33 protein-coding genes and 1 tRNA gene are annotated in these 26,203 nt (G+C 63.9%); 24 read left to right on the top strand and 10 right to left on the bottom strand.

What is annotated here, in order from left to right:
* Positions 1–367: 367 nt before the first annotated feature.
* The 4 genes from Q0L48_RS00750 to aroA are packed head-to-tail and all read right to left on the bottom strand — an operon-like array spanning position 368 to position 3,604.
* Positions 368–994, bottom strand: coding sequence for a d(CMP) kinase (locus Q0L48_RS00750; protein ID WP_296716158.1), 627 nt, complete (start codon positions 992–994; stop codon positions 368–370).
* The gene (locus tag Q0L48_RS00755; protein ID WP_296716159.1) at positions 991–2,010 is read right to left on the bottom strand and encodes a proline iminopeptidase-family hydrolase; all 1,020 of its coding nucleotides are present in this window, start codon (positions 2,008–2,010) and stop codon (positions 991–993) included. The genes Q0L48_RS00750 and Q0L48_RS00755 overlap by 4 nt, the downstream gene beginning before the upstream one ends.
* Entirely contained in the window at positions 2,007–2,288 is a 282-nt protein-coding gene (locus Q0L48_RS00760) for a permease (RefSeq protein ID WP_296716160.1), read from the bottom strand. The genes Q0L48_RS00755 and Q0L48_RS00760 overlap by 4 nt, the downstream gene beginning before the upstream one ends.
* Positions 2,285–3,604, bottom strand: coding sequence for a 3-phosphoshikimate 1-carboxyvinyltransferase (gene aroA, locus Q0L48_RS00765; RefSeq protein WP_296716161.1), 1,320 nt, complete (start codon positions 3,602–3,604; stop codon positions 2,285–2,287). Before aroA ends, Q0L48_RS00760 begins: the two co-directional genes overlap by 4 nt.
* Positions 3,605–3,788: 184 nt before the next feature.
* Between aroA and Q0L48_RS00770 the strand changes: the two genes are divergently transcribed.
* From Q0L48_RS00770 to Q0L48_RS00870, 21 genes are all read left to right on the top strand, one after another.
* Complete coding sequence (locus Q0L48_RS00770; protein WP_296716162.1) at positions 3,789–4,127, top strand: TIGR02300 family protein; 339 nt, start codon at positions 3,789–3,791, stop codon at positions 4,125–4,127.
* A gap of 200 nt (positions 4,128–4,327) precedes the next feature.
* A tRNA-Ala gene (locus Q0L48_RS00775) sits at positions 4,328–4,403 on the top strand.
* 129 nt (positions 4,404–4,532) lie between these two features.
* Positions 4,533–6,014, top strand: coding sequence for a signal recognition particle protein (ffh, locus tag Q0L48_RS00780; protein ID WP_296716164.1), 1,482 nt, complete (start codon positions 4,533–4,535; stop codon positions 6,012–6,014).
* Between the two features lie 53 nt (positions 6,015–6,067).
* Entirely contained in the window at positions 6,068–6,619 is a 552-nt protein-coding gene (rpsP, locus tag Q0L48_RS00785; RefSeq protein ID WP_296716166.1) for a 30S ribosomal protein S16, read from the top strand.
* Between the two features lie 8 nt (positions 6,620–6,627).
* The gene (gene rimM / locus Q0L48_RS00790) at positions 6,628–7,128 is read left to right on the top strand and encodes a ribosome maturation factor RimM (protein WP_296716168.1); all 501 of its coding nucleotides are present in this window, start codon (positions 6,628–6,630) and stop codon (positions 7,126–7,128) included.
* Positions 7,129–7,133: 5 nt separating this feature from the next.
* Positions 7,134–7,457 carry a hypothetical protein gene (locus Q0L48_RS00795; protein WP_296716170.1) on the top strand — a complete coding sequence of 108 codons (324 nt, stop codon included), beginning with the start codon at positions 7,134–7,136 and terminating at the stop codon, positions 7,455–7,457.
* 8 nt (positions 7,458–7,465) lie between these two features.
* Complete coding sequence (locus Q0L48_RS00800) at positions 7,466–8,017, top strand: hypothetical protein (RefSeq protein WP_296716172.1); 552 nt, start codon at positions 7,466–7,468, stop codon at positions 8,015–8,017.
* Positions 8,017–8,847 carry a TIGR04222 domain-containing membrane protein gene (locus tag Q0L48_RS00805; RefSeq protein ID WP_296716173.1) on the top strand — a complete coding sequence of 277 codons (831 nt, stop codon included), beginning with the start codon at positions 8,017–8,019 and terminating at the stop codon, positions 8,845–8,847. Before Q0L48_RS00800 ends, Q0L48_RS00805 begins: the two co-directional genes overlap by 1 nt.
* A 22-nt stretch (positions 8,848–8,869) precedes the next feature.
* Positions 8,870–9,136, top strand: coding sequence for a hypothetical protein (locus Q0L48_RS00810; protein ID WP_296716175.1), 267 nt, complete (start codon positions 8,870–8,872; stop codon positions 9,134–9,136).
* Between the two features lie 10 nt (positions 9,137–9,146).
* Positions 9,147–9,452 (top strand): hypothetical protein, encoded by a 306-nt coding sequence (locus tag Q0L48_RS00815; RefSeq protein ID WP_296716176.1) that lies wholly within the window; start codon positions 9,147–9,149, stop codon positions 9,450–9,452.
* Positions 9,449–10,192 carry a tRNA (guanosine(37)-N1)-methyltransferase TrmD gene (gene trmD, locus Q0L48_RS00820; protein ID WP_296716177.1) on the top strand — a complete coding sequence of 248 codons (744 nt, stop codon included), beginning with the start codon at positions 9,449–9,451 and terminating at the stop codon, positions 10,190–10,192. The genes Q0L48_RS00815 and trmD overlap by 4 nt, the downstream gene beginning before the upstream one ends.
* Positions 10,189–10,557 (top strand): 50S ribosomal protein L19, encoded by a 369-nt coding sequence (gene rplS, locus Q0L48_RS00825; RefSeq protein WP_296716178.1) that lies wholly within the window; start codon positions 10,189–10,191, stop codon positions 10,555–10,557. The genes trmD and rplS overlap by 4 nt, the downstream gene beginning before the upstream one ends.
* Before the next feature lie 161 nt (positions 10,558–10,718).
* On the top strand, positions 10,719–12,947 hold the full coding sequence (locus Q0L48_RS00830) for a S9 family peptidase (protein ID WP_296716179.1): 2,229 nt from the start codon (positions 10,719–10,721) through the stop codon (positions 12,945–12,947).
* A gap of 75 nt (positions 12,948–13,022) precedes the next feature.
* Entirely contained in the window at positions 13,023–14,048 is a 1,026-nt protein-coding gene (locus tag Q0L48_RS00835; protein ID WP_296716180.1) for an aspartate-semialdehyde dehydrogenase, read from the top strand.
* A 4-nt stretch (positions 14,049–14,052) separates the two neighbouring features.
* Positions 14,053–14,619: an aspartate-semialdehyde dehydrogenase gene (locus Q0L48_RS00840; RefSeq protein ID WP_296716181.1), complete on the top strand. Its 567-nt coding sequence runs from the start codon at positions 14,053–14,055 to the stop codon at positions 14,617–14,619.
* Positions 14,620–14,626: 7 nt separating this feature from the next.
* Entirely contained in the window at positions 14,627–15,280 is a 654-nt protein-coding gene (locus Q0L48_RS00845; RefSeq protein WP_296716183.1) for a DsbA family protein, read from the top strand.
* Positions 15,273–16,025 (top strand): alpha/beta fold hydrolase, encoded by a 753-nt coding sequence (locus Q0L48_RS00850; protein WP_296716185.1) that lies wholly within the window; start codon positions 15,273–15,275, stop codon positions 16,023–16,025. The genes Q0L48_RS00845 and Q0L48_RS00850 overlap by 8 nt, the downstream gene beginning before the upstream one ends.
* 80 nt (positions 16,026–16,105) lie before the next feature.
* On the top strand, positions 16,106–17,116 hold the full coding sequence (locus tag Q0L48_RS00855) for a beta-propeller fold lactonase family protein (protein ID WP_296716186.1): 1,011 nt from the start codon (positions 16,106–16,108) through the stop codon (positions 17,114–17,116).
* Between the two features lie 5 nt (positions 17,117–17,121).
* The gene (locus Q0L48_RS00860; protein WP_367273979.1) at positions 17,122–17,595 is read left to right on the top strand and encodes an ATP-dependent zinc protease; all 474 of its coding nucleotides are present in this window, start codon (positions 17,122–17,124) and stop codon (positions 17,593–17,595) included.
* Positions 17,592–18,497, top strand: a complete 906-nt coding sequence (rimK, locus tag Q0L48_RS00865) for a 30S ribosomal protein S6--L-glutamate ligase (RefSeq protein WP_296716188.1) — start codon at positions 17,592–17,594, stop codon at positions 18,495–18,497. The genes Q0L48_RS00860 and rimK overlap by 4 nt, the downstream gene beginning before the upstream one ends.
* A gap of 35 nt (positions 18,498–18,532) precedes the next feature.
* Positions 18,533–18,928, top strand: coding sequence for a RidA family protein (locus Q0L48_RS00870; RefSeq protein ID WP_296716190.1), 396 nt, complete (start codon positions 18,533–18,535; stop codon positions 18,926–18,928).
* A 6-nt stretch (positions 18,929–18,934) separates the two neighbouring features.
* On the opposite strand, the gene Q0L48_RS00875 is transcribed toward Q0L48_RS00870, so the two are convergent.
* The 4 genes from Q0L48_RS00875 to rpsF form a co-directional block, all read right to left on the bottom strand.
* A complete protein-coding gene (locus tag Q0L48_RS00875) occupies positions 18,935–20,371 on the bottom strand; it encodes an AMP nucleosidase (RefSeq protein WP_296716192.1) in 1,437 nt (478 codons plus the stop codon).
* Between the two features lie 149 nt (positions 20,372–20,520).
* Positions 20,521–21,138 carry a 50S ribosomal protein L9 gene (rplI, locus tag Q0L48_RS00880; protein WP_296716194.1) on the bottom strand — a complete coding sequence of 206 codons (618 nt, stop codon included), beginning with the start codon at positions 21,136–21,138 and terminating at the stop codon, positions 20,521–20,523.
* A gap of 13 nt (positions 21,139–21,151) precedes the next feature.
* Positions 21,152–21,376 carry a 30S ribosomal protein S18 gene (gene rpsR, locus Q0L48_RS00885; protein WP_034954295.1) on the bottom strand — a complete coding sequence of 75 codons (225 nt, stop codon included), beginning with the start codon at positions 21,374–21,376 and terminating at the stop codon, positions 21,152–21,154.
* The gene (gene rpsF / locus Q0L48_RS00890) at positions 21,376–21,741 is read right to left on the bottom strand and encodes a 30S ribosomal protein S6 (RefSeq protein WP_296717071.1); all 366 of its coding nucleotides are present in this window, start codon (positions 21,739–21,741) and stop codon (positions 21,376–21,378) included. Before rpsF ends, rpsR begins: the two co-directional genes overlap by 1 nt.
* A 214-nt stretch (positions 21,742–21,955) precedes the next feature.
* Here rpsF and Q0L48_RS00895 point away from each other — a divergent pair, with 214 nt between their 5' ends.
* Together Q0L48_RS00895 and Q0L48_RS00900 are read left to right on the top strand one after the other, a co-directional pair.
* The gene (locus Q0L48_RS00895; protein WP_296716197.1) at positions 21,956–22,903 is read left to right on the top strand and encodes a DUF808 domain-containing protein; all 948 of its coding nucleotides are present in this window, start codon (positions 21,956–21,958) and stop codon (positions 22,901–22,903) included.
* Positions 22,904–22,911: 8 nt separating this feature from the next.
* A complete protein-coding gene (locus Q0L48_RS00900; protein ID WP_296716199.1) occupies positions 22,912–23,559 on the top strand; it encodes a glutathione S-transferase family protein in 648 nt (215 codons plus the stop codon).
* A gap of 46 nt (positions 23,560–23,605) precedes the next feature.
* Here Q0L48_RS00900 and Q0L48_RS00905 read toward each other — a convergent pair whose 3' ends face one another.
* Both Q0L48_RS00905 and Q0L48_RS00910 read right to left on the bottom strand, forming a co-directional pair.
* Positions 23,606–23,845 carry a hypothetical protein gene (locus Q0L48_RS00905; protein WP_296716201.1) on the bottom strand — a complete coding sequence of 80 codons (240 nt, stop codon included), beginning with the start codon at positions 23,843–23,845 and terminating at the stop codon, positions 23,606–23,608.
* A 35-nt stretch (positions 23,846–23,880) separates the two neighbouring features.
* Positions 23,881–25,308, bottom strand: coding sequence for a Mur ligase family protein (locus Q0L48_RS00910; RefSeq protein ID WP_296716203.1), 1,428 nt, complete (start codon positions 25,306–25,308; stop codon positions 23,881–23,883).
* Positions 25,309–25,363: 55 nt separating this feature from the next.
* On the opposite strand from Q0L48_RS00910, the gene Q0L48_RS00915 reads away from it, so the two are divergent.
* Positions 25,364–26,194: an LD-carboxypeptidase gene (locus tag Q0L48_RS00915; RefSeq protein WP_296716205.1), complete on the top strand. Its 831-nt coding sequence runs from the start codon at positions 25,364–25,366 to the stop codon at positions 26,192–26,194.
* Positions 26,195–26,203 lie beyond the last annotated feature (9 nt).

Consider the following 26,203-nt stretch of genomic DNA (forward strand, 5'->3'; position numbering starts at 1 on the left):
TGCTACCGGCCACCGGTTTTTCCGGGGTCTTAAACTGCCTCCCGTGCACCATTGCGCGGGCTTGCAGGGCAAGAGGCCGAGTGCTCCGCGTCGCCGGATGCGAAAACGCGAAGGTTCTTCAACCGTGAAAGATTGCGAGAACGGCCGCGCGCCTAGTCGAGCACCGGGCAAAAAGCAAGGATATTCCCCTCTGGCTCCCTGCGGCGCGGACCAGGCGGGCTGGCCTGTAGGAGACACATGAGACACTGTTCAGGACTCAAAAACCTGTTGCCGCTGCAATGGGGCAATACGGGCTGCATCGGGACAGGAAAAGGCGGGCGTGTCATAACGCGACTTTCCCGCATCGCGGACGAGTAGGAAAGCCCCGTCAGGCCGTACCCAACCGGGTGCGTACCGCCTCGATCACCGCCTCGATCGCCTGTTCACGGCCGAAACTGGTGGTGTCGATCACCAGCGCATCGGGCGCGGCGCGCAAAGGGGCATCGGCACGGTTGATGTCGCGCGCGTCGCGGCGGACGATGTCCTGCTCGATCTCGGCGAGCGGGATGTCGATTTCGCGGCCGGTCATTTCCAGCCACCGCCGCCGCGCGCGTTCCTGCACACTGGCGGTCACAAACAGCTTCACGTCGGCATCGGGCGCGATGACGGTGCCGATATCGCGCCCGTCGAGCACCGCGCCGCCCGGTTGCAGCGCGAAGGCGCGCTGGCGTTCGTAAAGCGCACGGCGCACTGCCGGGTGCACCGAAACCCGACTGGCGAACCCGCCGGCTTCCTCTGAACGCAAGGCATCATCATCCAGCAACGCATCGGCAAAGTCGCACGCGGCCAGCGCCGCTGCCGGATCGTTCGGATCACCGCCGCCAAGCTGCACTTGCCGCCCGACCGCGCGGTAAAGCAGACCGGTATCCAGATGCGGCAGGCCGAAATGCGCGGCCAGTGCCTTGGCGATGGTGCCTTTCCCCGAAGCGGTAGGGCCGTCGACAGCGATAATCATTCCGTAGTCTCGCGCGCGTCGATACGCATCATCCAGTCGCGATAGATCGCTTCGGCGACCGCGGGACGCTCACCGATGAACGCGTGCGACCCCCCGGGAACCACCGCCAGCTCTGCGCCGGGGGTCAGCGCGACGAAATCCTGCACGGTGTCGATCCGCGCTTCATCATATTGACCGACCACGAACAGCACGCGGCTGCCATCGATCCGGGACAGTAGCGGCGTGGCGTCATAGTTGGCGAGCGAGCCCGACGCACGAAATTCGGTTGGTCCCCACATCGTGTTGTAGACCACGGCGTTCCCACCCTTGCCGCGATAACGCTGGCGAAAGGCGACGGCTTCGGGCGAGGGGGCAGGGCGGTCGGGACGGCCATTATAGGCGGCGTAGAAGGCGGCGGTTGCCGGTTCGCAGACGTCCGGCCCGGGCGGGGTCCGGCTTTCGCAGGCGCGGATTGCAGCGGCGACTTCATCCGGCAGGTCACGGATCAGCAGATTGGTGCCGGTGATCCAGTGCGGGGTGGAAATGAACGTGCCACTCAGCACCGCAGAGGCGGTGTGCTGTGGGTATGCAGCCGCATATTCGAGCGCAAGCGCCGATCCCCAGCTGTGGCCGATTACGTGCCAGCGTTCGACTCCGAGGCTCTGGCGGATCGCTTCGAGCTCGGCAACGAAGCGCTCGACCCGCCAGTTTGCCGGGTTTTCGGGGCGGTCGGACATGCCGCTGTCGAGCTGGTCGTAAAGGATGACGGCGCGCTGATCGGCAAGGCTCAGCAGCCCGCCGAAGCCCAGATGCGTACCGCCGGGGCCGCCGTGGATGATGATGACGGGGGTTGGCCCTTCGCCGATCACGCCGTTGACCCGCGCCCACACCTTCCCGCCCTCGACAGAAACGCGATGTTCGGAGGTGGCAACCGACCAATCGGCTGCCGGGTCGTCAGGGAGAGCGCCGGTGTCCTGCGCCTGTGCGGCAAACGGCAGCAGGGCCAGCGCCGCGGCTGCGAGTATTCTGCAGATCATCGCTGTTCTCCCTCAGAGGCGCTCGCCCGCCATGCGCGCACGAGCCCGAAAATCGCGATCGCGGCCCAGAAGCCTTCGAGCACGAGGCTGGCCCAGTTGGTGTGGACTAGTAGCGACACCGTCAGCAACGCCGCGCCCGTCAGGTTGGTGCCATGCAGCAGGAACGGGTTGGTCTGCTTCGCCAGCGTCAGGTAGGCATAGGCGCCGATGATGCAGGCGGTGCCGCACAGGCCGACGATGCTGGCCCAGTCGAGCGGGGCGTCAAGCGGAGTGGTCATCGCCCGGCCTCGTCGAGCAGGCCCATGAAGGTGGGGAAACTGGTGTTGATCGGGGCGGTATCGTCCACATTGACGCCATGACGGCTCACCAGGCCCGCCACCGCCATGCTCATAGCGATACGGTGGTCGAGCCGGGTGGCGACGCTTGCACCGGCGGGCGTGCCGGACAGCGGTTCGCCGCCGGCGCCGTGGATGGTGAGGCCGTCTTCATGCTCATCCACCCGCGCGCCCGCCAATTGTAGCGCGGCGGCCATCGCGGCGAGGCGGTCGCTTTCCTTGACCCGCAATTCCTCCAGCCCGGTCGTGCGGGTGGTGCCGCTCGCCAGAGCGGCGGCAACGAACAGCACCGGGAATTCGTCGATCATCGAGGGCGCGAGGGCGGGGTCGATATCAATGCCGGTGAGCTGCGCATGGCGCACCCGCAGATCGGCGACCGGTTCGCCGCCGACTTCGCGCGCATCGACTTCGGTGATGTCCGCGCCCATCTGGCGCAGCACTTCGAGCAATCCGGCGCGGGTCGGGTTGAGGCCGACATTGCGTATCGTCAGGTCGCTGCCCGGAACGATGCTGGCCGCAACCATGAAGAACGCCGCCGAGGAGGGGTCGCCGGGCACGGTCACGTCCATCGGCTTGAGGTCGGCCTCGCCGTGAATGGCGATGATCCGCTCTCCGCCTTCTTCCGCGATTTCGAGCTTGGCACCGAAACCGGTCAGCATCCGCTCGGTATGGTCGCGGGTCGGCACCGGCTCGATCACGCGGGTCATCCCCGGCGTGTTCAGGCCCGCCAGCAGCACCGCGCTCTTGACCTGCGCGCTCGCCACCGGGAGCCGGTATGTGATCGGTACGGCGGGCGCAGCGCCGCGCAGCATCAGCGGGAGGGTGCCGCCCGGCGAGGCTTCGATGCTCGCGCCCATCTGTGCCAGCGGGGCGATCACGCGGTTCATCGGGCGGCCCGAAAGGCTGGCATCGCCCACAAAGGTCGCAGTGATCGCGTGGCTGGCGACAAGGCCCATCAGCAGCCGGGTCGAGGTGCCCGAATTGCCCATGTCGAGCGCCTGTTTCGGCTCCAGCAGGCTGCCGAGTCCTGCGCCGTGCACTGTCCATGTGCCGTCATCGCTGCGGGTGATATCTGCCCCGAACTGGCGCATCGCGGCGGCGGTCGCCAGCACATCCTCGCCTTCGAGCAGGCCGGTAATCCGGCTCCGCCCCACGGCAAGCCCGGCGAACATCAGCGCGCGGTGGCTGATCGACTTGTCGCCCGGAACGCGGATAGTGCCGCGCAGGGGGCCGGATGGCGCAAAGGTGTGGCTGGTCATCAGGCGGCGGTCTTTGACAGCGCCCCGCGCTTCTGGCAAGGCGCGCCGCGCGCGGGCCGGGACGCTCTTGATCATGCTCTTGATAAAGGGCTTGCCGGAACCCACAAATCCTGAACAAGTCACCCGTGATTGTGAATCCGTTTCGCTTGCCCCTGCCGGGGTCGGCCAGTTTTGAGGAATGAAAATGGCAAAGCCCGAATGGGGTACCAAGCGTACCTGTCCCAAGTGCGGGGAACGTTTCTACGACCTGGGCAAGGATGACCCGGTCACCTGCATCGAGTGCGGCGAAAATTGGTCGCCCGAGCCGGTGCTGAAGTCCAAACAGCCGATTCCGTTCGAGGAAGAAAAGAAGAAGAAAGACGTCGAGGCCGATTCCGATCTGGGCGGCGATGAGACCGATGATCTCGATGACATCGAGGACATCGACGACGATGACGATTCGCCCGATAATGATGTCGATCTCGGCGGAGACGACGATCTCGGCGTTGCCACGAACAAGGGCGACGACGACGACGAATCCTGATGTTCCGCACGCCATCCGGCGTGCGAAATTCTCGGCTGGTCAGCCTTGCGGTTGCGTTGCAACCGTTTCAGCGATCGGCATTCGGTTTGGCTACTATCGCGCCGGATCGATCAAAATACACTTGCAATGGGAGGGCGGCCCTTATAATGGCCGCCTCCCGCAAGCAGAGCGCAATGCTTTGCTCGCATGATGACTGGCTCGGGGCCTTAGCTCAGCTGGGAGAGCGCAACACTGGCAGTGTTGAGGTCAGCGGTTCGATCCCGCTAGGCTCCACCAGTCATTCTGATCCAAGTCGGAGAGTTCGCCCCTCGGGGGCCCTTTTCGCAACGCTGGCTGACGAGGTTTCGTCCGCCGGCGTTTTTCGCGTATTCCGGGGCCCACGGTTCCCGGCAGGAGAAGTTGGCGATGTTTGACACTCTGTCCGACCGTCTTGGCGGGGTCTTTGACAAGCTCAAGGGCCGCGGCGCGCTGCGCGAACAGGACGTGCGCGATGCCATGCGCGAAGTGCGGATCGCGCTGCTAGAAGCCGATGTCGCGCTCCCTGTCGCCCGCCGCTTTATCGATGCCGTCACCGAAAAGGCTGTCGGTCAGGACGTGCTCAAGTCGGTCACTCCCGGCCAGCAGGTCATCAAGATCGTCCATGACGAGCTGGTGGCGACGCTCGGCGGGATGGAGACCGAGGGTCTGAACCTCGATGCCAAGCCGCCGGTCGTGATCATGATGGTCGGCCTGCAGGGCTCGGGCAAGACCACCACCACCGCCAAAATCGCCAAACTGATCCGCGAACGCCACGGCAAGAAAGCGCTGATGGCCTCGCTCGACGTCAATCGTCCGGCCGCGCAGGAACAGCTTGCGGTGCTGGGCACGCAGGTGGACGTCGCGACCCTGCCGATCGTGCAGGGCCAGCAGCCGGTCGACATTGCGCGGCGCGCGATGGAAGCGGCGCGCTTGCAGAATTACGACGTGTTGCTGCTCGACACCGCGGGCCGCCTGCATGTCGATGATGCGCTGATGGCCGAGATGAAGGCGGTCGCGGGCGTTTCGACGCCGGGCGAAGTGCTGCTGGTGGTCGATTCGCTCACCGGTCAGGACGCGGTCAACGTCGCGCAGAGCTTCTCGGGCGAAGTGCCGCTGACCGGCGTGGTGTTGACCCGCATGGACGGCGATGCGCGCGGCGGCGCGGCGCTTTCGATGCGTGCGGTCACCGGCAAGCCGATCAAATTTGCAGGCACCGGCGAAAAGCTCGACGCGATCGAAGTGTTCCGCCCCGGATCGGTCGCGGACCGCATTCTCGGCATGGGCGACGTTGTCAGCCTGGTCGAGCGCGCGGCTGCGACGATCAAGGAAGAAGACGCCGAAAAGCTTGCCCGCAACATGGAGAAGGGCAAGTTCGATCTCGACGATCTTGCCATGCAACTGCGCCAGATGCGGCAGATGGGCGGGCTGGGGATGCTCGCCGGAATGATGCCGGGCATGAAGAAGGCCAAGGCGGCGATGGCGTCTTCGGGCATGGACGACAAGGTGCTGGTGCATCTCGAAGCGGTGATCTCCTCGATGACTCCGAAGGAGCGCTCCAATCCCGACCTGATGAACGCCAAGCGCAAAAAGCGCGTTGCGGCGGGCAGCGGCACCGATGTGCAGACGGTCAACAAACTCCTGAAGATGCATCAGGAAATGGCCCGCGCCATGAAGCAGATCAAGAAGATGGGCGGCATGAAAGGCCTTGCCGCCATGTTCGGCGGCGGCGGCGGCGGCGGAATGGGCGGCATGGGCGGTCTTGGCGGCGGCGGCGCAGGTGGCCTTCCCGGTCTGGGCGGCCCCGGCGGAATGGGCGGCCCGATGGGCGGTTTGCCCGGTCTGGGCGGCCCTCCGCGCGGCAAGAAATAGATTTCAGTTCAATAGTTAAAGTTCAATTAATTCCAATCGAAAGGTAACATCAAATGTCCATTTCCATCCGGCTTTCGCGCGGCGGTGCCAAGAAGCGTCCCTATTACCGTATCGTCGTGGCCGACACCCGCAGCCCGCGCGACGGCAAGTATCTCGAACAGATCGGCACCTATAACCCGCTGCTCGCCAAGGACAGCGCCGAGCGTGTGAAGTTGAGCGAAGACCGCGCCCGTTACTGGCTCGGCGTCGGCGCGCAGCCGACCGACCGCGTTGCCCGCTTCCTCGACGCCGCCGGCGTGCTCGAGCGCGCGGCGCGCAGCAACCCCAAGAAGGGCGAGCCGGGCGAGAAGGCCAAGGAACGCGCTGAAGAGCGTGCAGCGAAGATCGCCGAAGCCGAAGAAGCCGCTCGCACCGCTGAGGAAGAAGCCAAGGCCGCTGCCGCAGCACCCGCCGCTGAAGAAGCTCCGGCTGAAGAGGCGCCGGCTGATGAAGCTCCCGCCGAGGAAGCTGCCGCTGAAGAAGCGCCTGCCGCTGAAGAAGCGCCTGCTGCCGAAGCTGCTCCGGCCGCTGACGAGCCTGCCGCCGAAGAAAAGACCGAAGGCTGATTGCCGGAATGACCAAGCCCGTCACCCTCGCCGCCATTGCCGGCGCACACGGGGTGGCGGGCGAGGTGCGCCTGAAGCTGTTCGGGGAGAGCGTGGCGGGGCTTTCCAGCCACAAGAGCTTCAATGACGGCGCGCTCACGCTGCTGAAAATCCGCGACGACGGGAAGGGCGGGGCGGTCGCCCGCTTTGCTGAAAGCACCAGCCGCGCCGATGCGGAGCGGCTGCGCAGCACCCTGCTGACCGTTCCCCGCGATGCGCTGCCGCCGCTGCAAGAGGGCGAGTTCTATCACGCCGATCTGCTCGGCCTGCCGGTAGTCACCGACACCGGTGAGCCAGTCGGCAACGTGCTCGCGATCGAGAATTTCGGTGCTACCGACATTATCGAGATCACCCGCGATCCGGTGCCCGAAAAGGGGCCGAAGACCTTCATGGTGCCGATGATCCCGGCCGCGGTGCTGGAGTGGGACGAACACCGGCTTGTGATTGCGAGCGCTTTCGCCGAAGACTAGGGGCCATGCTTACTGCCCTCATCGCAATCGTGCTGTTTGTGCTGTTCATCCAGATGGTCACGCTTGGCGCAGTGCTGCTGACGCGGTTCGTTTTGGGTCGGCAAAGCCGGGCGCGCCGGGTGTTCGTGGCCGTCATGTGCGGTCCGCTAGCGATGATCGTGCCGACCTTCGGGTTGATCTATTCGGAGCAGGGTAACTTCGATCCCGAGCAGTTTGTCGGAATCGGCATATTGCTGGCGGTCGGTGCGATGATCGCATGGCCGGTAGCCCACTTCGCCACGCGGCGGCTCGACCGGCTGACGCAGTTCGACCCCCGTGTTTTCGATTAGCCATGCCAATGCCAGCGCCAGCGGTTGAGACGGAACTCTGGCATCGCATTGCGGCCCACCAGATCGGCCCATCGGGCGCATCGCTCACCTTCGCCGCGCGCCTCGCCCGCGAAAACCGCTGGAGCCTCGCGTATGCCGAACGGGTGATCTTTGAATACCGGCGCTTCTGCTATCTGGCGGTCACCGCCGGGCATCAGGTCACCCCGTCCGACGCCGTGGATCAGGCGTGGCACCTCCATCTCACCTATTCGCGCGACTACTGGCAGACCTTCTGTCCTGATGTGTTGTGCACAGACCTGCACCACGGCCCGACCAAGGGCGGATCGACCGAACGCGATCGCTTCTACCGACAATATGCCGCAACTCTCGCAGCTTACGAGACCAGCTTCGGCGAGGCGCCGCCAGCGGACATCTGGCCCTCGGCCACAAGGCGGTTTTCCCGCGATCCGCAGAGTGTGCGCGTTAACTTTTTCGATGTTATCGTCCTTAGACGCCGGGTCGCTCTGGCGCTGGGTCTGGCCGCTTTGGTGGCGGGCTGGCTCGCGGGAAGGATAATGTAATGCAGCTGTTCTCGTCCTGGACGGGCAGCGATTTCCTGTTGTTTTACGCTATGCTGCTGGGATTGGGGACCTACGCAGCGTGGTGGATACCGGCGCACCTGCGTGACGCCGGACGACCTGACGAATCCGCCGATCCTGAAAATCTCGCTATTCTCGCCGGAGGCGCATCGCGGTTTGCCGATTCGGTTCTGGCCGATCTGTTCGCGCGCGGCGCGTTGGTGGAAGCCGGCGCGGGCAAGATGGCTGTCGCACAGCGGAGCCTGCCGGCGACGCCCGCTGGCAAGGATCTGCTCGCCTTCGATGCACCGATTGCGCTGACCGATGCGCGCAAGCGGCTTGGCGTCCATGCCGAGCGGATCGCTGCGCGGCTGCGGCGCAACGGCTTGCTGCTGCGCTCGGAGCAAGAGAACCGGTTGCGCCTGCTCTCGATCACGCCGTTCGCGGCCTTGTTGCTGCTCGGCCTCTATCGCCAGCGGGCAGGCAGCGCGTTGGGCGAGCCGACCGGGTTCCTGATTGCCCTGCTGTTGCTGACCCTGGCGCTGGCGGTGTTCCGCTTCGTCAAGTCCGATCCGCGCACGACTGCCGGGATCGCCTCAGTCGAGCGCGCTCGCGGACAAGCCTCACGCCTCGCCCGCGCACCGCGCCCCGAAGAGGCAGCGCTGGCGGTCGCACTGTTTGGCACAGCCGTGCTGGTCGGCACGCCGTGGGAGCCGGTGCACGCGATGCGCCAGCAAAGCAGCGGCGACGGCGGCGGAAGCGGCGGCGACACCAGCAGCGATGGCGGCGGCAGCGGATGCGGCGGCGGTGGCTGCGGCGGTTGCGGGGGCTGAATTCCCGGCGTAAGCGGCGGGTATGACGAAGCTTCCTGTCGTATTTGACCAAGCCGCGCCGATCCCTGTGCACGTGCTCAACAAAGGCGGCTCGCTGATCGCCGGGCGCGACACCCGCTTAGTTGCGCAGGGGGACGAGGGGGAGGCGACGTTTTTCGCCGAATTCGATTCTACAGAAATAGCCGCGTGGCTGACGAGCTTCGATACGGACAGGTATTATGCGCGGTCTGATGTGTTTGAATTGATGGTCGATACGCAGGCGAATGATGGAGTGAATTGGAATGGATAGGGCGGTAGCGATGCTCCTGTTGGTTCCCCTTGGCCTCGGTTTGCTGACCGCCTTTATGGGAGCCGACCTTCTTTCGCGGCATCTGCTGAGTGTGCCAAAACGGTTTCGTTCGCTTTTCGCATTCGCTCTTTCTGCGGTCGCGGTTCTGTTAGCGCTTTATGGCCTCGACTTTGCTGGACAGGCACCCCGGCTTGCGACTGGGAACCCTCTGGACGGCAGCGGGGCAGTGATTGCGTTTTTCTTCGGGCTGCCCTTCTACCTTATCATTTTCGTCATCTGCTGGATTGTGGTCGCCAAGCGGTTTGGAAAACCATGACCTTCGCTGCCACCATCCTTACGCTCTATCCCGAGATGTTCCCCGGGCCGCTTGGCGTGTCGCTCGCTGGCCGCGCTATGGTGGAGGGCAAGTGGGCGTGCGAGGCGGTGCAGATCCGCGATTTTGCCACCGACAAGCACCGCACCGTCGATGATACGCCCGCAGGCGGCGGGGCGGGGATGGTGCTGAAGTGCGATGTGCTGGCGCGGGCTTTGGACAGCGCGCCTTCCGCTGGTCGCCCCATTCTCGCCATGACACCGCGTGGCAAACCCATCACCCAAACACGCATCCGCGAGCTCGCAAGCGGCCCCGGCGTGATCATTCTGTGCGGGCGGTTCGAGGGGTTCGATGAGCGCCTGTTCGACGCCCGTCCGGAGATCGAACAGGTCAGCCTCGCCGACATCGTCCTGTCCGGCGGCGAGATGGCTGCGCTCACCATCCTTGACGCTTGCATTCGGCTGCTTCCCGGCGTAATGGGCGCGGCTTCCAGCGGGGATGAAGAGAGCTTCGAACAAAGCCTCATCGAATACCCGCACTATACCCGACCTCAGCAATGGGAAGGGCGCACGATCCCCGAAGTGCTGCGATCGGGGGATCATGCGAAGATCGCTGCTTGGCGCAAGGCAAGGAGCGAGGAAGACACACGGTCACGCAGGCCGGACTTGTGGGAGCGCTATGAGGGCGCTCGGGTCCAACCTGCCTCTGGCGCGCGGCGAAAAGACAAGGAACCGGACCAGTGAACCTGATCCAGCAAATCGAAGCCGAAGAAATCGCCAAGTCCGGCAAGGACATCCCCGAATTCCGCGCAGGCGACACCGTCCGCGTCGGCGTGAAGGTGAAAGAAGGCAACCGTGAACGTGTTCAGAACTACGAAGGCGTCGTGATCGCCCGTTCGAACCGCGGCATGGGCAGCAACTTCACCGTGCGCAAGATGAGCTTCGGCGAAGGCGTCGAGCGCGTTTTCCCGCTCTACTCGCCGATCGTCGAAAGCATCACCGTGGTCCGCCGCGGCGTGGTGCGTCGTGCGAAGCTCTATTATTTGCGCGGCCGCACCGGCAAGAGCGCACGTATCGCAGAGCGCCGCGATTTCGCTCCCAAGGCGTAAGGCTTACCAGCCAGCAATTCGCGAAGGGCGGTCCTGCGGGGCCGCCCTTTTGCATTCCGGACGGTTTTTCGTCATTGCGAGCGCCAGCGAAGCAATCCAAGGTCCAGCCTTGGATTGCCGCGCCGCCTGTCGGCGGCTCGCAACGACGAGGTGAGCCTTGAATGCGTTCCATAATTGCTGCTGTTGCCGTGTGTCTTGCTATTCCCGCCCTTGCGGAGGGTGTCATGCCTGAGGAAACCCCCACGCTCAGCTTCGAGCGGGTCTTTGCCAGCCCGGATCTCAACGGCGAAAGCCCGAGATCGGCCAAATTGTCGCCCGATGGCCGCTACCTGACCCTGCTGCGCAACCGCGCCGACGATACCGAGCGTTACGATCTGTGGGCCTTCGACCGCCAGCGCAAGGAATGGGCCATGCTGGTCGATTCGGAGAAGCTGGGCAGCGGACGCGAGCTTTCCGAAGAAGAGAAAATGCAGCGCGAGCGTGGGCGGATCGGCAACCTGAAGGGGATCGTTTCCTACCAGTGGTCGAGCGACGGTGAGGCGCTGCTGGTCCCGCTCGACGGCGATCTGTATCTGGCGAAGCTCGACGGGACGATCATCCGGCTTACCGATACCAAGGAAACGGAACTCAATGCGGCGTTGAGCTCCAAGGGCGGATTCGTTTCCTTCGTTCGCGGCCGGCAGCTTTGGGTCGGCGAGATTGGCGGCGAAGCTGCGCCGATCACGCCCTTGGAAAGCAACAAGGATGTGCGCTGGGGCGAGGCCGAATTCATCGCACAGGAAGAAATGCGGCGAAACCAGGGTTTCTGGTGGAGCCCTGACGATCAACGCATCGTCGTCGAGCGGTTCGATGAAAGCGGAGTGGAAATCGCGCGCCGGGCGGCAATCGGCGCCGACGGAACGCGCATCTTCGAACAGCGCTATCCGTTTGCCGGTACGCCGAATGCGGTCGTCTCGCTGTTTGTCATGAACCCCGATGGCAGCGAACGGGTCGAGATCGATCTGGGCGATAATGACGATATCTATATTCCCGCCGTCGACTGGGCACCTGACGGCAAGGCGATCTATGTGCACCGCCAGAACCGCGATCAGACCGTGCTCGACATTCTGAAGGTCGATCCGGCGACCGGATCGAGCGAGGTGCTGTTCACCGAAAAAGCGGCGATTTCCGATTACTGGCTCAATCTGGGAAGCGATTATCGCTGGCTGAAAGATGGCTCCCTGATCTGGTGGTCGGAGCGTGACGGTTTCGGGCATCTTTATCGGTTTGCTGACGGTGAATGGACTCAGCTTACCAGCGGCGAATGGGTGGTCACCGGTTTGGTTGGCGTGGATCAGGCTGCCGGCAGGCTCTATTTCACCGGAACCAAGGACGACGTGCTGGCGCAGCAGATCTATGCGCTCGACGTCGCCGAGCCGGGCGCAATCACCCTGATCAGCGATCCTGCCTTTGTCCACTCGGCCTCGATGGATGGTAAGGGACAGACGCTGCTCGTCACCCGTTCCAATGATGACACACCGCCGCAAAGCTACCTTGCCGACAGTGCCGGCAACCGGATTGCGTGGGTGATGGAAAACGCGCTCGACGAAGATCACCCCTATTCACGCTATCTGGCGGGTCACCGGCCGACACAATACGGCACGATCAAGGCGGAAGATGGCACCGACCTGTATTGGGAAATGGTCACGCCGGAACTCGAACCGGGCAAGCGCTATCCCGTGTTCTACCATCATTACGCCGGGCCCGGACCGCAGAAAGTCAGCAAGAACTGGGACGGTGCAGAGCGGCAGGCGATTGTCGACAAGGGCTATATCTGGTTCGTCCTCGACAATCGCGGCAGCGCCAATCGCGGCGTGGCTTTCGAACAGCCGATCTACCGCCGGATGGGAGGGGTCGAGGTGCGCGATCAGAAGGCGGGCGCGCAGTTCCTCAAGACGCTCGATTTCGTCGATCCCGACAAGATCGCCCTCGATGGCGGATCCTATGGCGGATACATGACGATCAAGCAGCTTCAGGCCGATCCGGGCCTCTACGCCGCCGGGATTGCAGCTGCTCCTGTCACCCGCTGGGAATTGTACGATACCCATTGGACAGAGCGTTACATGGGCACGCCGCAGGGCAATCCGGAAGGCTATGCCAGCGCCAGTGCGGTCAAGGATGCAACGAAGATCAGCGATGCGCTGCTGCTGATCCACGGCATGTCCGACGACAATGTGGTGCTAGATCACACGACCGAGCTGGTGGCCGCAATGCAGGCGGCCAACGTGCCGTTCGAAATGATGCTCTACCCCGGCTTTGGTCACGCCATCCGCGGTCAGAATATCAGCCCGCACCTTATGAATGCGAAGTTCCGCTTTCTGGAAGCGAACGGGGTTACACCGCCAGAGTGATACTGCCCGAGCGAATGCTTGCGTAAGGCGCAATCAACGCTATCTCGCAGGCGAGACTGATCAGGAGAACGTTTAGTGGGTTATCGGGTGGCAGTGGTCGGCGCGACCGGCAATGTCGGGCGCGAGATGATGCAGGTTCTGGCCGAGCGCAACTTCCCGTGCGACGAGGTGGCTGCGGTCGCCTCGTCACGATCGGTCGGTAGCGAGGTCGAATTCGGCGACACCGGCAAGATGCTGAAGTGCAAGAATATCGAGCATTTCGACTGGGCTGGCTGGGATATCGCGCTGTTTTCGGCCGGATCCGGCCCGGCCAAGGAATACGCGCCCAAGGCGGCGGCAGCCGGTTGCATCGTGATCGACAATTCGTCGCACTACCGCATGGACCCGGACGTGCCGCTGATCGTGCCGGAAGTGAACCCGGACGCGATCGACGGCTACAAGGCCCGCAATATCATCGCCAACCCCAACTGCTCGACCGCGCAGCTCGTCGTCGCGCTGAAGCCGCTGCACGATTTCGCGAAGATCAAGCGCGTGGTGGTGAGCACCTACCAATCGACCTCGGGCGCGGGCAAGGCCGGCATGGACGAACTGTTCCAGCAAAGCCGCGCGATCTTTGTCGGCGATCCGGTGGAGCCTTCGAAGTTCACCAAGCAGATCGCCTTCAACGTGATCCCGCACATCGACAGCTTCCTCGACGATGGCTCGACCAAGGAAGAATGGAAGATGATGGTCGAGACCAAGAAGATCCTCGATCCCAAGATCAAGCTGACGGCGACCTGCGTGCGTGTGCCGGTGTTCGTCGGCCATTCCGAAGCGGTGAATATCGAGTTCGAGAACGAAATCAGCGCCGAACAGGCGCAGGATATCCTGCGTGAAGCCCCCGGCGTGATGCTGATCGATAAGCGTGAGGATGGCGGTTACATCACCCCGGTCGAATGTGTCGGCGATGCCGCGACATTCATCAGCCGCGTGCGCGAAGACCCGACGGTCGAGAACGGCCTGACGCTGTGGTGCGTCTCCGACAACCTGCGCAAGGGCGCTGCGCTGAACGCGGTTCAGATCGCCGAACTGCTCGGGCGGCGGCACCTGAAGAAGGGGTAGACTGATGCGGATCGCTCTTTTTGCGCTTGCGGGCGCGCTGGCTCTTTCCGGCTGTGACAGCGGCGACGTGCCCAGTCCGGCCGAGCGTCAGCAGGGCCAGAATGAACAGCAGGCGGTGCCCGCCAACGTCGTCGTATTGCGCAGCGAAGGCCTGACCGCCGGCACGGAATCGTTCTTCTTCGCGGCCGGGCAAAAAGAAGTTGAAGCCGCGCTTGGCCGGGTGCTGGGCGCACCGCTGCGATCGGGCGAGAATGCCGAATGCGGCGCGGGGCCGATCACCTTCACCGACTTCCCCAACGGACTGACTGCGCATTTCCAGGACGAGCGGCTGGTCGGCTGGAACTGGCATCTGGCGCAGGACGGAGACTTGCCCGGCTCCGGCACCGTCAAACTGGGCGGCGACGTGCAACTCGGTTCGGCGCGGAGCCTTGTCGAAGCAGCGCCCGGCTATTCCCCCGTCGAAGGCAGCACGCTGGGCGAGGAATTCGCGCTGGGCGACCGGATCGGCGGCTTCGTTGCCGCCGACAAGGTCGAAATGCTTTATGCCGGAACGCAGTGCTTTTTCCGGTGAGGCGCACGTGACCCTGAGCGCCGATCTGTATTTCAGCTTTCGGTCGCCCTATTCCTATCTGGCGATCGGGCGCTATCGGGCGATGGCCGAGGCATATGATCTCGCCATCGCGCTGAAGCCGGTTTATCCGCTGGCGATCCGCCAGCCCGACTTCTTCGAGCGCAATCATCCCAACTGGCTCGGCTACACCTTGCGCGACATGATGCGGGTGGCGCAGTTTCACGGCATTCAATTTGGCACGCCGCGGCCTGATCCGATCATTCAGGACATGACGACGCGCCAGATTGCTTCCGATCAGCCCTATATCCGGCGGATAACCCGTCTGGGGCAGGCGGCGGCGCGGTGCGGGGCGGGTCTGGTCTTCGCGCATGAGGCCGCGCAGCTGATCTGGGGCGGAGCGACCAACTGGCATGAGGGCGATTACCTTGCCGGGGCGGCCGCGCGCGCGGGTCTCGATCTAGCCGAACTCGACGCCGAAGTGGCCGCCGACGCCGACGCGCTCGATGCCGAGATCGCCGCCAATCAGGCCGCGCTGGAAGCGGCGGGTCACTGGGGCGTGCCGACGCTGGTGTTCGATGGTGAGCTGTTCTTCGGGCAGGATCGCGTCGAGATGGTGCAGTGGCGGATGGAGCAGAAGGGGCTTACGCTGCGGCATGGCTGATCAATTCACCTCCTTCGACGGCACCAGCCTAGCGATCCACACCGAAGGCGAGGGCAGGCCGGTGATCCTGCTACACGGGCTGTTCTCCTCGGCCCACATGAACTGGATCAAATGGGGTCACGGGCAGAGGCTCGCAGCTGCGGGCTTCCGCGCGATCATGCTCGACTTCCGCGTTCATGGGGACAGCGCGGCACCGCATGATGCGAGCGCCTATCCCCCCGGCGTGCTGGTGCGCGACGTTGCCGCGCTGGCAGAGCATCTGGGGCTCGTGCCCGGCATGTTCGATCTGGTAGGCTTCTCGTTGGGCGCGCGCACGGCGATCCATGCGGTCGCCCATGGTATTCTCGAGCCGCGCAGATTGGCGATCTGCGGCATGGGCGTATCGGGCCTTGCCGAATGGGAGCGCCGCGCCAGCTTCTTCAAGCGGGTTATCGACGAATTCGACACGATCAAGCCGGGCGATCCGGCTTATGTCGCGCGGACCTTCCTGAAATCGCAAGGCGTCGATCGGGTCGCGGCGCGGTTGCTGCTCGATGCGATGGATGATTTCGATCTTACGAAGCTCGCCACCATCACCATGCCCGCCGCTGCGATCTGCGGATCGGAGGATGACGATAACGGCTCGGCCGAGGAACTGGCCGCGATGCTGCCGGATGCGCGCTATATCGCAGTGCCGGGCAGTCATCTCAATAGCGTAACCAAGCCCGAGATGGGCGAGGCGATTGTCTCGTTCCTGTCCGAATGAGCCGGGCGGCTTGATTCGCCTTCCGGTGACGTCCACACCCTGACGCATTGTCGCTCAAGGGTCGCACGCGGAGGTTTGCCATGAGATTGATCGCCGTACTGACTGGCGCATGCTGCGTTGTGCTGGCTGCCTGTGCGCCGGTCGAAGCGACTCGTGAGGCTGGGCCGCAGGCGATGGCGCCGACGCTGTTTGTTGCGGCCAAACGCGGCAACACTCTGTCGAAGGTCGATCTGGCGAGCGGGGGGGAAGTTCTGCGCCTGCCGAGCTGCACCAACCCGCATGAACTGGCGACCTCGCCCGATGGGCAGCACGTGGCGCTCGCCTGCTACGGCGGAACGACGGTGGATGTGTTCCGCACCGACAATCTCGAACGGGCCGCCAGCATCGATCTCGGCGCGAACGCGCGCCCGCACGGGATCGTGTGGCACCCGGGCGGCGATCTCTACGCTACTGCTGAAGGGCGGCGTTCGGTGTTCTGGATCCGTCAGCCTCTGTCCGAAACACGCGAGTTGTTCGAATACGGCACTGGCAAGCAGGGCAGCCACATGCTCGCCGTAAGCCCCGATGCGCGCACCGCATGGACCACCGATCTGGGCTCACGGACTGTCACGCGCGTCGATCTCGTCACCCGCCGCGCGCCGCTTTCGGTGGCGGTGGGCGAGGAGCCGGAAGGCATCGCTCTGTCACCCGATGGCACAATCCTGTGGGTCTCCGCGCGCGGATCGAACCAGGCCTTTGCGCTCGATCCGGTGACGATGGAGGTGCGCGAGACCGTGGCGACCGGCCGCTTCCCGCTGCGCATCGCGGTCCGTCCAGAAGGCGACGTGGCGGTCACGTCCGATCTGCAGGACGGCAGCCTCAGTGTGATCGACACCGCCAGCGCCGAAGTGATCCGCACCATTGCCGTCTCCAGCCCCGCAGAGGTCGAGGCGCGGTTTCAGGTCACGATCCTGTGGTCGGACGATGGTTCCAAAATCTACGTCGCCGAAACCGCCAGCGACACCGTTGCCGAGGTCGATTACGCCAGCGGCACGGTGCTGCGCCGCCTGACTGTGGGCGAGGGCGGGGACGGGATGGCGATCCTGCCTTGAAGGATGTGAAACCTCTTCCGGTGGTCGGTTGGCGCGAACTCGTCAGCTTGCCCGAACTGGGTCTTGCCGGCATCCCGGCGAAGATCGACACCGGCGCGCGCACGTCCTCGCTCCATGCCGAGGTGATCGATGACTTTGTCCGCGCCGGCCAACGCTTCGTGCGATTCGCGGTGGATTGGGATGGCAAGCGCCACTGCTGCGAGGCGGTGCATGTCGATCTGCGCGGTATCACCAGTTCGAACGGCGAGAGCCAGGAACGCTTTGTCATCAAGACGCCGCTGACGATCGGTAATTACAATTTCCGGGCGGAGATCAGCCTGGCGGACCGTTCCCAGATGCAATTCCCGATACTTATCGGGCGGACCGCGCTCAGGCGACGTTTCGTCGTCGATAGTGGTCATTCTTGGCTGCAATCGGCGGCAATTGCGGATAGAGGCGCAGCCGCCGGTAGATCGCCGGTTTCGAAAGGGTTTCCATGAAAATCGCGATGCTGGCGCGCAACGCCAATCTCTATTCGCACAAGCGCCTGAAGGAAGCCGCCGAGGCGCGCGGCCATACGCTCGATATTCTCAACACCCTGCGCTGCACGGTGCACATCGCCAGTCACCGTCCGCAGGTGTTCTATAACGGCGAGCCGGTGCCCGCCTATGACGCGGTAATCCCGCGGATCGGGGCGTCGATCACCAACTACGGCCTTGCGATCCTGCGTCAGTTCGAAATGCGCGGGTGCTGGCCGCTCAACGAAAGCGTCGCCATCGGCCGCAGCCGCGACAAGCTGCGCAGCTTGCAGATCCTCGCCAAGCACGGGCTGGGCCTGCCGCTGACCGCCTATGCCAATGATCCCAAGCAGGCCGAGGAGATCATCAAGGCAGTCAAAGGCCCGCCGGTCGTCATCAAGCTGATCGAGGGCACCCAGGGAATCGGGGTGGTGCTGGCCGAGACGATGAGCAGCGCCAAGTCCGTGATCGAGGCGTTTCGCGGTGCGAATGTGAATATTCTGGTGCAGGAATTCATCAAGGAAGCCGGCGGCACCGATATCCGCGCGCTGGTGGTGGGGGGCAAGGTTGTCGCTGCGATGAAGCGCACCGGCGCGCCGGATGATTTCCGCTCCAACCTCCACCGCGGCGGCAGCGCTCAGGTCATCAAGATCACGCCCGAGGAACGCTCCACTGCCGTGCGCGCGGCCAAGCGCATGGGGCTGAACGTGTGCGGGGTGGACATGCTGCGCAGCAATCACGGCCCCGTCATCATGGAGGTCAATTCCTCGCCCGGCCTCGAAGGCATCGAAAGCGCGACCGGCAAGGACATCGCAGGCATGATCGTGGATTTCATTGCCGCCAATGCCAAGGACGGGCAGACCAAGACCAAGGGGACCGGGTAAGCCAGTTTCGGCGCTTCACAGGGAGGGAAAGTCCGATGCAGATCACAACGCATAACCCAACGCCGTGGCTTCAGCACTTCGGGCTCAACCACGCTGTCGAAGTCAGCGGTGGCACTCGGACGCTCTACCTGTCCGGCCAGACCGCGTCCGATCCCGACGGCGCGCCGCTGCATCCTGGCGACATTGTGGCGCAGTACAAGGCGGCGTGGGCGTGCCTGGTTGCTGCGCTGGAGGCGGCGCAGATGACGCCTGCCAACCTCGTGCGGATGAACATCTACACCACCGATGTCGATGCCTTCATGGCGACGGCTGAAGAGACCACCGCGCTGCATATCGCGGCCGGCGCGCAGATATCCTGCACCTTGCTGGGGGTAGCGCGGCTGTATGATCCTGCGATCATGATCGAACTGGAAGCGACGGCGGTCGCCTGATCGCGCTTACCGGAACGGCGGCTCGTTGAACGCCCGCAGCTTGCGGCTATGCAGCCGGTCGCCTTCGTCGCGCAAGCGCGCCACAGCGACGATGCCGATCTGCAAGTGCGCCGCGATGGCTTCCTCGTAGAACTTGTTGGCTTGTCCCGGCAGCTTGATCTCGCCGTGCAGCGGCTTGTCCGACACGCATAGCAACGTGCCGTAGGGCACCCGGAAGCGGTAGCCTTGGGTGGCGATCGTGGCGCTTTCCATCTCGATCGCGATCGCGCGGCTTTGCGAAAACCGTTTGGCGGAGGAGGAATAACGCAGTTCCCAGTTGCGATCATCGGTGGTGACGACCGTGCCGGTGCGCATCCGCTGTTTCAGGTTCGCGCCCTGTACGCCGGAAACTTCTTCGGCAGCGAGGGCCAGAGCCTGCTGGACTTCGGCAATCGGCGGGATCGGCACTTCGGGCGGCAACACCGCATCGAGCACATGATCATCCCGCAGATAAGCGTGAGCGAGCACGAAATCGCCAATCTTCTGGGTCGAACGCAGGCCGCCGCAGTGGCCGATCATCATCCACGCATGCGGGCGCAGCACCGCGAGGTGATCGCAGATCGTCTTGGCGTTGGACGGGCCGACGCCGATGTTCACCAGCGTGATCCCGCGTCCGTCCTCGCGGATCAGGTGGTAGGCGGGCATCTGGTGCCGGCGCCATGCGGTATCGTTGAGCTGATCCTGCGCGTGAGGGGTGTTTGCGCGGATGTCGAGCCCGGCGGCACCGGTCAGTGCGACATAGCCGTTATCGCCGATCTGCTTGGCGCCCCAGTTCACGAATTCATCGACATAGCGGTGATAGTTGGTGAACAGGATGAAGTCCTGAAAGTCGGCCACTTCGGTGCCGGTATAGTGCTTGAGCCGGGCCAGCGAGTAATCGGTGCGCAACCCGTCGAACAGCGACAGCGGCATGTCCTGATCTTCGTCGAACTCGATCCCGTCGGACAATTCGTCGCCGATCAGCGCAAGGTCGGTCGACGGGAAGTGCGCCGCGATTTCCTGCGGGGAGATCCCGACCATTGCCGCCCCGGCTTCGCCATCGAGTACGTAGGGGAACGGGATTTCCTGACGCGAACGTCCGACGCTGATTTCGATCTCGTACGCGTCCCCGATCAGTTCGAGCTGTTCGGTGAGGTAGGATGCGAACAGATCGGGGCGGGTGATGGTGGTGGTATAGCTGCCGGGCATTTCCAGCCGCCCGAACGCGCGGCTGCGATCGCGCGGAGCGCCGATCCCGGCATAGGTCAGGGTGAGTTGCGGATAGGCGTAGCTGCCGTCCTCGCGCTTTCTGAGCGGAGGCACCGTGCCGTTCTTCCCGAAGGCGATCACATCGTCACGCAGGGCGCTGACGGCGGCATCATAATGCTGCTGCAACTGGGCGAGGACGTTCGGGATGTCGATCATGGCGGCTGATGTGCTCCGTTGTTGTTATCTTTCAGCGACAGGACGTACGTGCGCGGCGCATGTTCCGGGCCTGCTTACAGAAAGGGCGCGGAGGTCATGCCGACCACCGCGCCCTTCCGTATTCTGTCGGCCTTGCGGGGCCGGGAAGGTCAGGCGTCGTCGCCGTCTTCGCTGCGCTCTTCGAGCAGTTCGGCGGGGATTTCACCGGGTTCGAGGTTGGTGTCGATGCGGGTGGCATCGGCCTGTTCCTCGATCTCGCGCTGTTCGTCTTCGAACATCTGCGCCAGCACGTCGACGCCGTCGCTCTGCAGCTTGGCTTCGTCGTCCGAACGCGCGACGTTGGCCTTCACCGTGACGCGCACTTCGGGGTGAAGCGCGATGGTGACATCGTGCATGCCGATATTCTTGATCGGTGCGCCCAGAATGACCATGCGCTTGTCGATCTCGTGGCCCTGATCGGCGAGCCCGGCGACCATGTCGCGGACGCTGACCGAACCGTAGAGCTGCCCGGCGTTCGATGCGGCGCGGATCAGCACCACTTCTGCGCCGGCGATCTTTTCGCCCTGCTTCTGGGCTTCGTCGCGGCGTTCGGCATTGTCTGCCTCCAGCCGGTCACGATTGGCTTCGAACACCTTGCGGTTGGCATCGTTGGCACGAAGCGCCTTCTTCTGCGGAAGCAGGAAGTTGCGTGCGTAGCCATCCTTCACGGTGACGACGTCACCGATCGAGCCGAGCTTTTCGATCCGTTCGAGGAGAATGATATCCATGTCGTCTCTCCTCCTACTTCACGATGTACGGAAGCAGGCCGATGTGGCGTGCACGCTTAATCGCCTTGGCGAGTTCGCGCTGCTTCTTGGCGGAAACGGCGGTGATGCGCGAAGGCACGATCTTGCCGCGTTCGGACATGAAGCCCTGCAGCAGGCGCACGTCCTTGTAATCGATCTTCGGGGCGTCCTTGGCCGCGAACGGGCAGGACTTGCGGCGGCGGAAAAACGGGCGGGCCATCAGTCGCGCTCCTCACGTTCGACGCGGCGTTTCCGCTCGCGTTCGTTCTTGCGCATCATCACCGAGGGGCCTTCCTCGTGCTCGTCGACGCGGATGGTCACGTAGCGGATGATGTCTTCGTTGATACGGGTCTGGCGCTCGAGCTCGGCAACAACGCTGCCGGGGGCTTCGATGTTGAGCATTACGAAATGCGCCTTGCGGTTACGCTCGATCTTGTAAGCGAGCGATTTCAGGCCCCAGGTTTCGGTCTTGGTGACCTTGCCGCTGCCTGCCTCGACGATTTCGGTGGCTTGCGCCGCCAGCGCGTCGACCTGAGCCTGGCTCAGATCTTGACGCGCGAGAAAGATGTGCTCGTAGAGCGCCATCTCGCGTCCTTTCATGTTACTGCCGATCGCTGGCTTCATCCGCTCGTGCGAACGGGGCCCCTCCGGCTTTCTTCGATACCTCGCGAGGGCGGTTCCCTTGCGAAGAGCGCGGCCCTTACAGCTTTGCGGGCCAATTGCAAGACTTGTCGGGAGCATCACGGACGGGCAGGCGATTGCCGAGGCGCAAATGATTCGCGCACAAAGGGGAAATAACGTGCCGTCAGGTCTTGTCGCACTACTCGACGATATTTCCGTGATCGCCAAGGCCGCTTCGGCCTCGATCGACGATATCGGCCTTGCGGCCAGCAAGGCGGGCAGCAAGACCGCCGGTGTGGTGATCGACGATGCGGCGGTGACGCCGAGCTATGTCACGGGCCTTTCCCCGGCGCGCGAACTGCCGATCATCTGGAAGATCACCAAGGGCAGCCTCAAAAACAAGCTGCTGATCCTGCTGCCGGGCGCTTTGGTGCTGTCCGAATTTCTGCCGGGCGCGATCATCTGGCTGTTGATGCTGGGCGGCGCCTTCCTGTGCTATGAAGGCGCGGAAAAGGTGATCGAGAAGCTCGGCGGGGACAAGCACGGCAAGACGCTGGAGGACGAAATCCGCGATCCGGTCGCCTTCGAGAAAAAGCGCGTTGCCGGGGCGATCCGCACCGACCTGATCCTGTCGGCGGAAATCATGGCGATTACGCTCAACGAGGTGTCGGCCGAAACCCTGCTGATCCGCGCCGGGGTGCTGGCGGTGGTCGCTGTGGTCGTGACCGTGGTGGTCTATGGCGCGGTCGGGCTGATCGTGAAGATCGACGATGTTGGCCTCTATCTCACCAAACAGGCGAACGCGGCTAAGCAGGCTTTCGGCCATTTCCTGCTGCGGTTCGTGCCGAAACTGCTCGTCGCGCTGTCGATCATCGGCACTGTCGCGATGTTGTGGGTCGGGGGCGGGATCATCGTCCACGGCACCCACGAAGTCGGCTTCAATGCCATCTACAATGTCGTTCACGGCGCTGAATATGCCTTGGCGGGTGCAACCGGCGGCGCGGGCGGAGTGCTGGGCTGGGTCACATATGCGGCATTGTCGGCTGTGGTCGGTCTGGTGCTGGGCGCGGTGATCGCATTCGTCCTGCACAAGGTGCTGGGCGTCGGCGCCGAGGAAGCGCACTAGCTCGGGCCATGATGACACCCGTTCTCCACACCTGCGCCGGTTCGCGGGGATTGCGCGCGACCTGGGCGGCGGAAGAAGCCGGGGTGCCAATCGACCTCAGGATTCTGCCGTTCCCGCCGCGCTATCTTGCGCCTGAATATCTGGAGCTGAACCCGCTCGGCACGGTTCCGTTGCTGATCGACGGCGACACGCGGCTGACCGAAAGCTGCGCCATTGCGCATTACCTTGCCACACGCGGCGGCACCTCCGAACTCGCCATTGCACCGGGGGAGCGCGATTACGGCGAGTATCTCGATTATACCTACCACGCCGACGCGACGATCACTTTCCCGCAGACGGTCTATATGCGCTTTGCCATCTTCGAGAAGGACAAGGGCTGGGCCGATGCGGGCCACGCCTACGCCAAGTGGTTTCACAAGCGCTTGGTGAAAGTCGAACAGCGCCTCGATGTCCGCGAATTCCTGTGTGCGGATCGCTTTACCGTGGCCGATATCTGCGTCGGCTATGCGCTGATCCTAGCGCAGAGTGTCGGGCTGGACGATGGCGTGCCGCAAAGCCTCAAGGACTACCGCGCCCGCCTGACCGCGCGGTCCGCATACCAGCGGGCGGTTGCACGCGAAGAAGCGGGACGAACTGCGCTGAACCGCGAGGGCTGAGCCTCGCAAGTCCGGTCGCTCGTCGGGGGTCTACCCGCCAGCCGTATCAGGTGGCACTGCGATCCAGATCATGCCCGCAGCGGGTGCACACGCGGTTCGGCCACGGAACCACGAAAATCCCCCGGAAAAAGGCGTTCTTGCCGCACGCCGGACAGTTGAAGCGCAGCATCGGCGCATTGGCGATCACCAGCAGCACGATGGCGGCGGCAAAGGCCAGACTGGAATGACCATGGAACCGGTCGACCACCACCACCAGCAGCACCGCCAGCGTCAGCACGCCCATCATCCGCCAGGCATGACGTGCAGCGCGGGCATAAAGCGTCAGGGCAGGCGGGTGAGCAGCGATTGCGCGAACTCCGTCAGCGTATCGTCGCGCGCGCCCATCACCACGACCCTGTCTCCCGGCCGGGCAAGTGCGGCGATCCGTATGCCGCAATCCTCGCGTGCCGCAATATGTTCGGCCTTTCCGCCCGCCGCGTTGATCAGCTGCACGATCCGCTCGGCGCCCTCGCTACGGTCGACCGTCCCGCCGAAATAGACCGGATCGCACATGATGGTGATGTCGTCCGGCCCCAGTTCGCGGGCGAAAGTCTGCGCCAGCTCCGCGCCCATCTGGCGCAAGGGGCCGTAACCGTGGGGCTGGAAGAACGCGATCACCCGCCCGTGACTGGCCTTCAGCGTCCTGAGCGTCGCTGCGCATTTTTCAGGGTTGTGTCCGAAATCGTCGATTACCGTCACGCCCTGCGCGCTGGTGCCGATCACGTCGAACCGCCGCGAAAGCCCGGCAAAGCTGCGGAGCGCATAGGTTGCGTTACCGACCCCGATACCGGCCGCGCTCGCGGTGGCGATGGCAGCGAGCGCATTCGAGAGATTGTGCAGGCCCGGCATCGGCAGGATCAGCGGGAATACCTCGCGCCTCAGGTTGTCTATCACCGCTGCGCGAATGCCGAACTCGCTCTGATCGATCGAGTCCGGGTCGACGGTGATGTCCGCATTCCGGCTATGCACGCCGAAGGTGACGCAATGCGCCGCACGCGGCACCAGATACCCTGCTTCCGGACTGTCGAGGTTGATCACCGCCGTTCCGGCCCTGGCAACGAAATCGCCGAACAGGACGCGCAACTCCTCGATACTCTTGTGATCGAGGCTGACGTTGAGCAGCACGCCGATGGTGGGCCGGTAGAGCGCAATCGACCCGTCGCTTTCATCGACTTCGCTGACGAACAGTTCCGGACGGCCGATGCGGGCGCTGGCGAAGGGATTTTCGGCGCTGACGAAGTTCTTCATCACGGCGCCGTTCATCACGGTCGGGTCGTAATCGCCTTCATGCAGGATCCACGCGATCATGCCGGTGACGGTCGACTTGCCCGAAGTGCCGCCGACTGCAATCGAAAAACCGGCTTCGTTGAACAGCGCGGAGAGCAGTTCGGCGCGGCTAAGCCTTTCGCAGCCGAGTTCTTTCGCTCGCGCGACTTCGGGCACGGTGTCCTCGATCGCGGCCGAGGCGACCAGCACCTGATCGGGCGAGGTCACGCCGCTGCCATCCTGCGGGAACAGCGTAAAGCCGCGACTTTCCAGCCACGCGAACTTGGCGGGCGTGCGTCCGGAATCGCGGCTGCGGTCCGATCCTGCAACCGGATGGCCCAAGCCATGCGCGATCTGTGCAAGCGGGAGCATGCCCGACCCGCCGATGCCGCAAAAGAATAGCGGGCGCCCCGTGAGCGTCCCGACTTCGACCCCGTTATCCATATCCCGCAGGGTTATTGACTTGCGCCGAGCCTGACAAGCAACATAGGCAGGGCACATGACGAATATCGCAATCTGCGCACCGGCCACGCCGATCACCCGCGAGCAGAGCCTTGCGCTGGAGGAACTGGTTGCAGCGGAGTTTCCCGCGCACCGGGTGACGTTTCACGATCAGTGCTTCGAACGGCAGGGGCACTTCGCCGGGGATGACCTGCGGCGACTGACCGCGCTGCTCGAATGCGCCAATGATCCGGCATTCGATGTCGTGTGGTTCGCGAAAGGAGGATACGGCTCCAACCGGATTGCAGAAGCGGCGGTGGCGCAGATGAATGCGAGCGCGCGGGCCAAAACCTATGTCGGGTTTTCCGACTGCGGATATCTGCTCGCCGCGCTTTACCGGGCGGGTATCGGGCAGAGCGTGCACGGCTCAATGCCGGTCAGCGCTCGTTCCGAAGGAGGGCGCGAGGCGATCCGGCGGGTGCTGAACTGGCTTCAGGGTGACACCAGCGGAGTCGAACCCACTCTCGACGGCAGCACGCCGGCAGCAGCGTTCAACCTCATCACGCTGGCGATGATCGCGGGCACCCCGATGATGCCCGACCTTAGCGGCCATGTGGTGATGGTGGAGGAAGTTTCCGAACATCTTTATGCGATCGACCGGATGTTCTTCCATCTCGCCGGAACGCTGCCGCGCATCGCCGGGCTGCGATTGGGCTCGATTACGGACGTTCCGGAAAACTATGTCGAATTCGGCCAGTCGGAGGAAGATATCGCCCGTTTCTGGTGCGCGCGGGCGGGCGTTCCTTACCTGGGCCGCGCGCTGATCGGGCACACATCTGCCAACAGGGTTGTGCCCTTCGGACTTGCCAGCCCGCCCGCGCAGACGTAACCGCGCCCG

Origin of the sequence: Erythrobacter sp., from assembly GCF_024305245.1 — a bacterium.
Taxonomy (GTDB): domain Bacteria; phylum Pseudomonadota; class Alphaproteobacteria; order Sphingomonadales; family Sphingomonadaceae; genus Erythrobacter.

Excerpts from the sequence above, each read along its gene's own strand:
- Q0L48_RS00875 (WP_296716192.1), bottom strand. The coding sequence starts at position 20,371 with ATGATCGACATCCCGAACGTCCTCGCCCAGTTGCAGCAGCATTATGAT.
- rimM (WP_296716168.1), top strand. The coding sequence starts at position 6,628 with ATGACCAAGCCCGTCACCCTCGCCGCCATTGCCGGCGCACACGGGGTG.
- Q0L48_RS00795 (WP_296716170.1), top strand. The coding sequence starts at position 7,134 with ATGCTTACTGCCCTCATCGCAATCGTGCTGTTTGTGCTGTTCATCCAG.
- rimK (WP_296716188.1), top strand. The coding sequence starts at position 17,592 with ATGAAAATCGCGATGCTGGCGCGCAACGCCAATCTCTATTCGCACAAG.
- trmD (WP_296716177.1), top strand. The coding sequence starts at position 9,449 with ATGACCTTCGCTGCCACCATCCTTACGCTCTATCCCGAGATGTTCCCC.
- Q0L48_RS00900 (WP_296716199.1), top strand. The coding sequence starts at position 22,912 with ATGATGACACCCGTTCTCCACACCTGCGCCGGTTCGCGGGGATTGCGC.
- Q0L48_RS00750 (WP_296716158.1), bottom strand. The coding sequence starts at position 994 with ATGATTATCGCTGTCGACGGCCCTACCGCTTCGGGGAAAGGCACCATC.
- Q0L48_RS00840 (WP_296716181.1), top strand. The coding sequence starts at position 14,053 with ATGCGGATCGCTCTTTTTGCGCTTGCGGGCGCGCTGGCTCTTTCCGGC.
- Q0L48_RS00850 (WP_296716185.1), top strand. The coding sequence starts at position 15,273 with ATGGCTGATCAATTCACCTCCTTCGACGGCACCAGCCTAGCGATCCAC.
- Q0L48_RS00815 (WP_296716176.1), top strand. The coding sequence starts at position 9,147 with ATGCTCCTGTTGGTTCCCCTTGGCCTCGGTTTGCTGACCGCCTTTATG.
- aroA (WP_296716161.1), bottom strand. The coding sequence starts at position 3,604 with ATGACCAGCCACACCTTTGCGCCATCCGGCCCCCTGCGCGGCACTATC.
- Q0L48_RS00810 (WP_296716175.1), top strand. The coding sequence starts at position 8,870 with ATGACGAAGCTTCCTGTCGTATTTGACCAAGCCGCGCCGATCCCTGTG.
- Q0L48_RS00855 (WP_296716186.1), top strand. The coding sequence starts at position 16,106 with ATGAGATTGATCGCCGTACTGACTGGCGCATGCTGCGTTGTGCTGGCT.
- Q0L48_RS00910 (WP_296716203.1), bottom strand. The coding sequence starts at position 25,308 with ATGGATAACGGGGTCGAAGTCGGGACGCTCACGGGGCGCCCGCTATTC.
- rplI (WP_296716194.1), bottom strand. The coding sequence starts at position 21,138 with ATGGATATCATTCTCCTCGAACGGATCGAAAAGCTCGGCTCGATCGGT.
- Q0L48_RS00770 (WP_296716162.1), top strand. The coding sequence starts at position 3,789 with ATGGCAAAGCCCGAATGGGGTACCAAGCGTACCTGTCCCAAGTGCGGG.
- Q0L48_RS00800 (WP_296716172.1), top strand. The coding sequence starts at position 7,466 with ATGCCAGCGCCAGCGGTTGAGACGGAACTCTGGCATCGCATTGCGGCC.
- Q0L48_RS00905 (WP_296716201.1), bottom strand. The coding sequence starts at position 23,845 with ATGATGGGCGTGCTGACGCTGGCGGTGCTGCTGGTGGTGGTGGTCGAC.
- Q0L48_RS00915 (WP_296716205.1), top strand. The coding sequence starts at position 25,364 with ATGACGAATATCGCAATCTGCGCACCGGCCACGCCGATCACCCGCGAG.
- Q0L48_RS00830 (WP_296716179.1), top strand. The coding sequence starts at position 10,719 with ATGCGTTCCATAATTGCTGCTGTTGCCGTGTGTCTTGCTATTCCCGCC.
- rpsR (WP_034954295.1), bottom strand. The coding sequence starts at position 21,376 with ATGGCCCGCCCGTTTTTCCGCCGCCGCAAGTCCTGCCCGTTCGCGGCC.
- Q0L48_RS00805 (WP_296716173.1), top strand. The coding sequence starts at position 8,017 with ATGCAGCTGTTCTCGTCCTGGACGGGCAGCGATTTCCTGTTGTTTTAC.
- Q0L48_RS00760 (WP_296716160.1), bottom strand. The coding sequence starts at position 2,288 with ATGACCACTCCGCTTGACGCCCCGCTCGACTGGGCCAGCATCGTCGGC.
- Q0L48_RS00755 (WP_296716159.1), bottom strand. The coding sequence starts at position 2,010 with ATGATCTGCAGAATACTCGCAGCCGCGGCGCTGGCCCTGCTGCCGTTT.
- rpsF (WP_296717071.1), bottom strand. The coding sequence starts at position 21,741 with ATGGCGCTCTACGAGCACATCTTTCTCGCGCGTCAAGATCTGAGCCAG.
- rpsP (WP_296716166.1), top strand. The coding sequence starts at position 6,068 with ATGTCCATTTCCATCCGGCTTTCGCGCGGCGGTGCCAAGAAGCGTCCC.
- ffh (WP_296716164.1), top strand. The coding sequence starts at position 4,533 with ATGTTTGACACTCTGTCCGACCGTCTTGGCGGGGTCTTTGACAAGCTC.
- Q0L48_RS00870 (WP_296716190.1), top strand. The coding sequence starts at position 18,533 with ATGCAGATCACAACGCATAACCCAACGCCGTGGCTTCAGCACTTCGGG.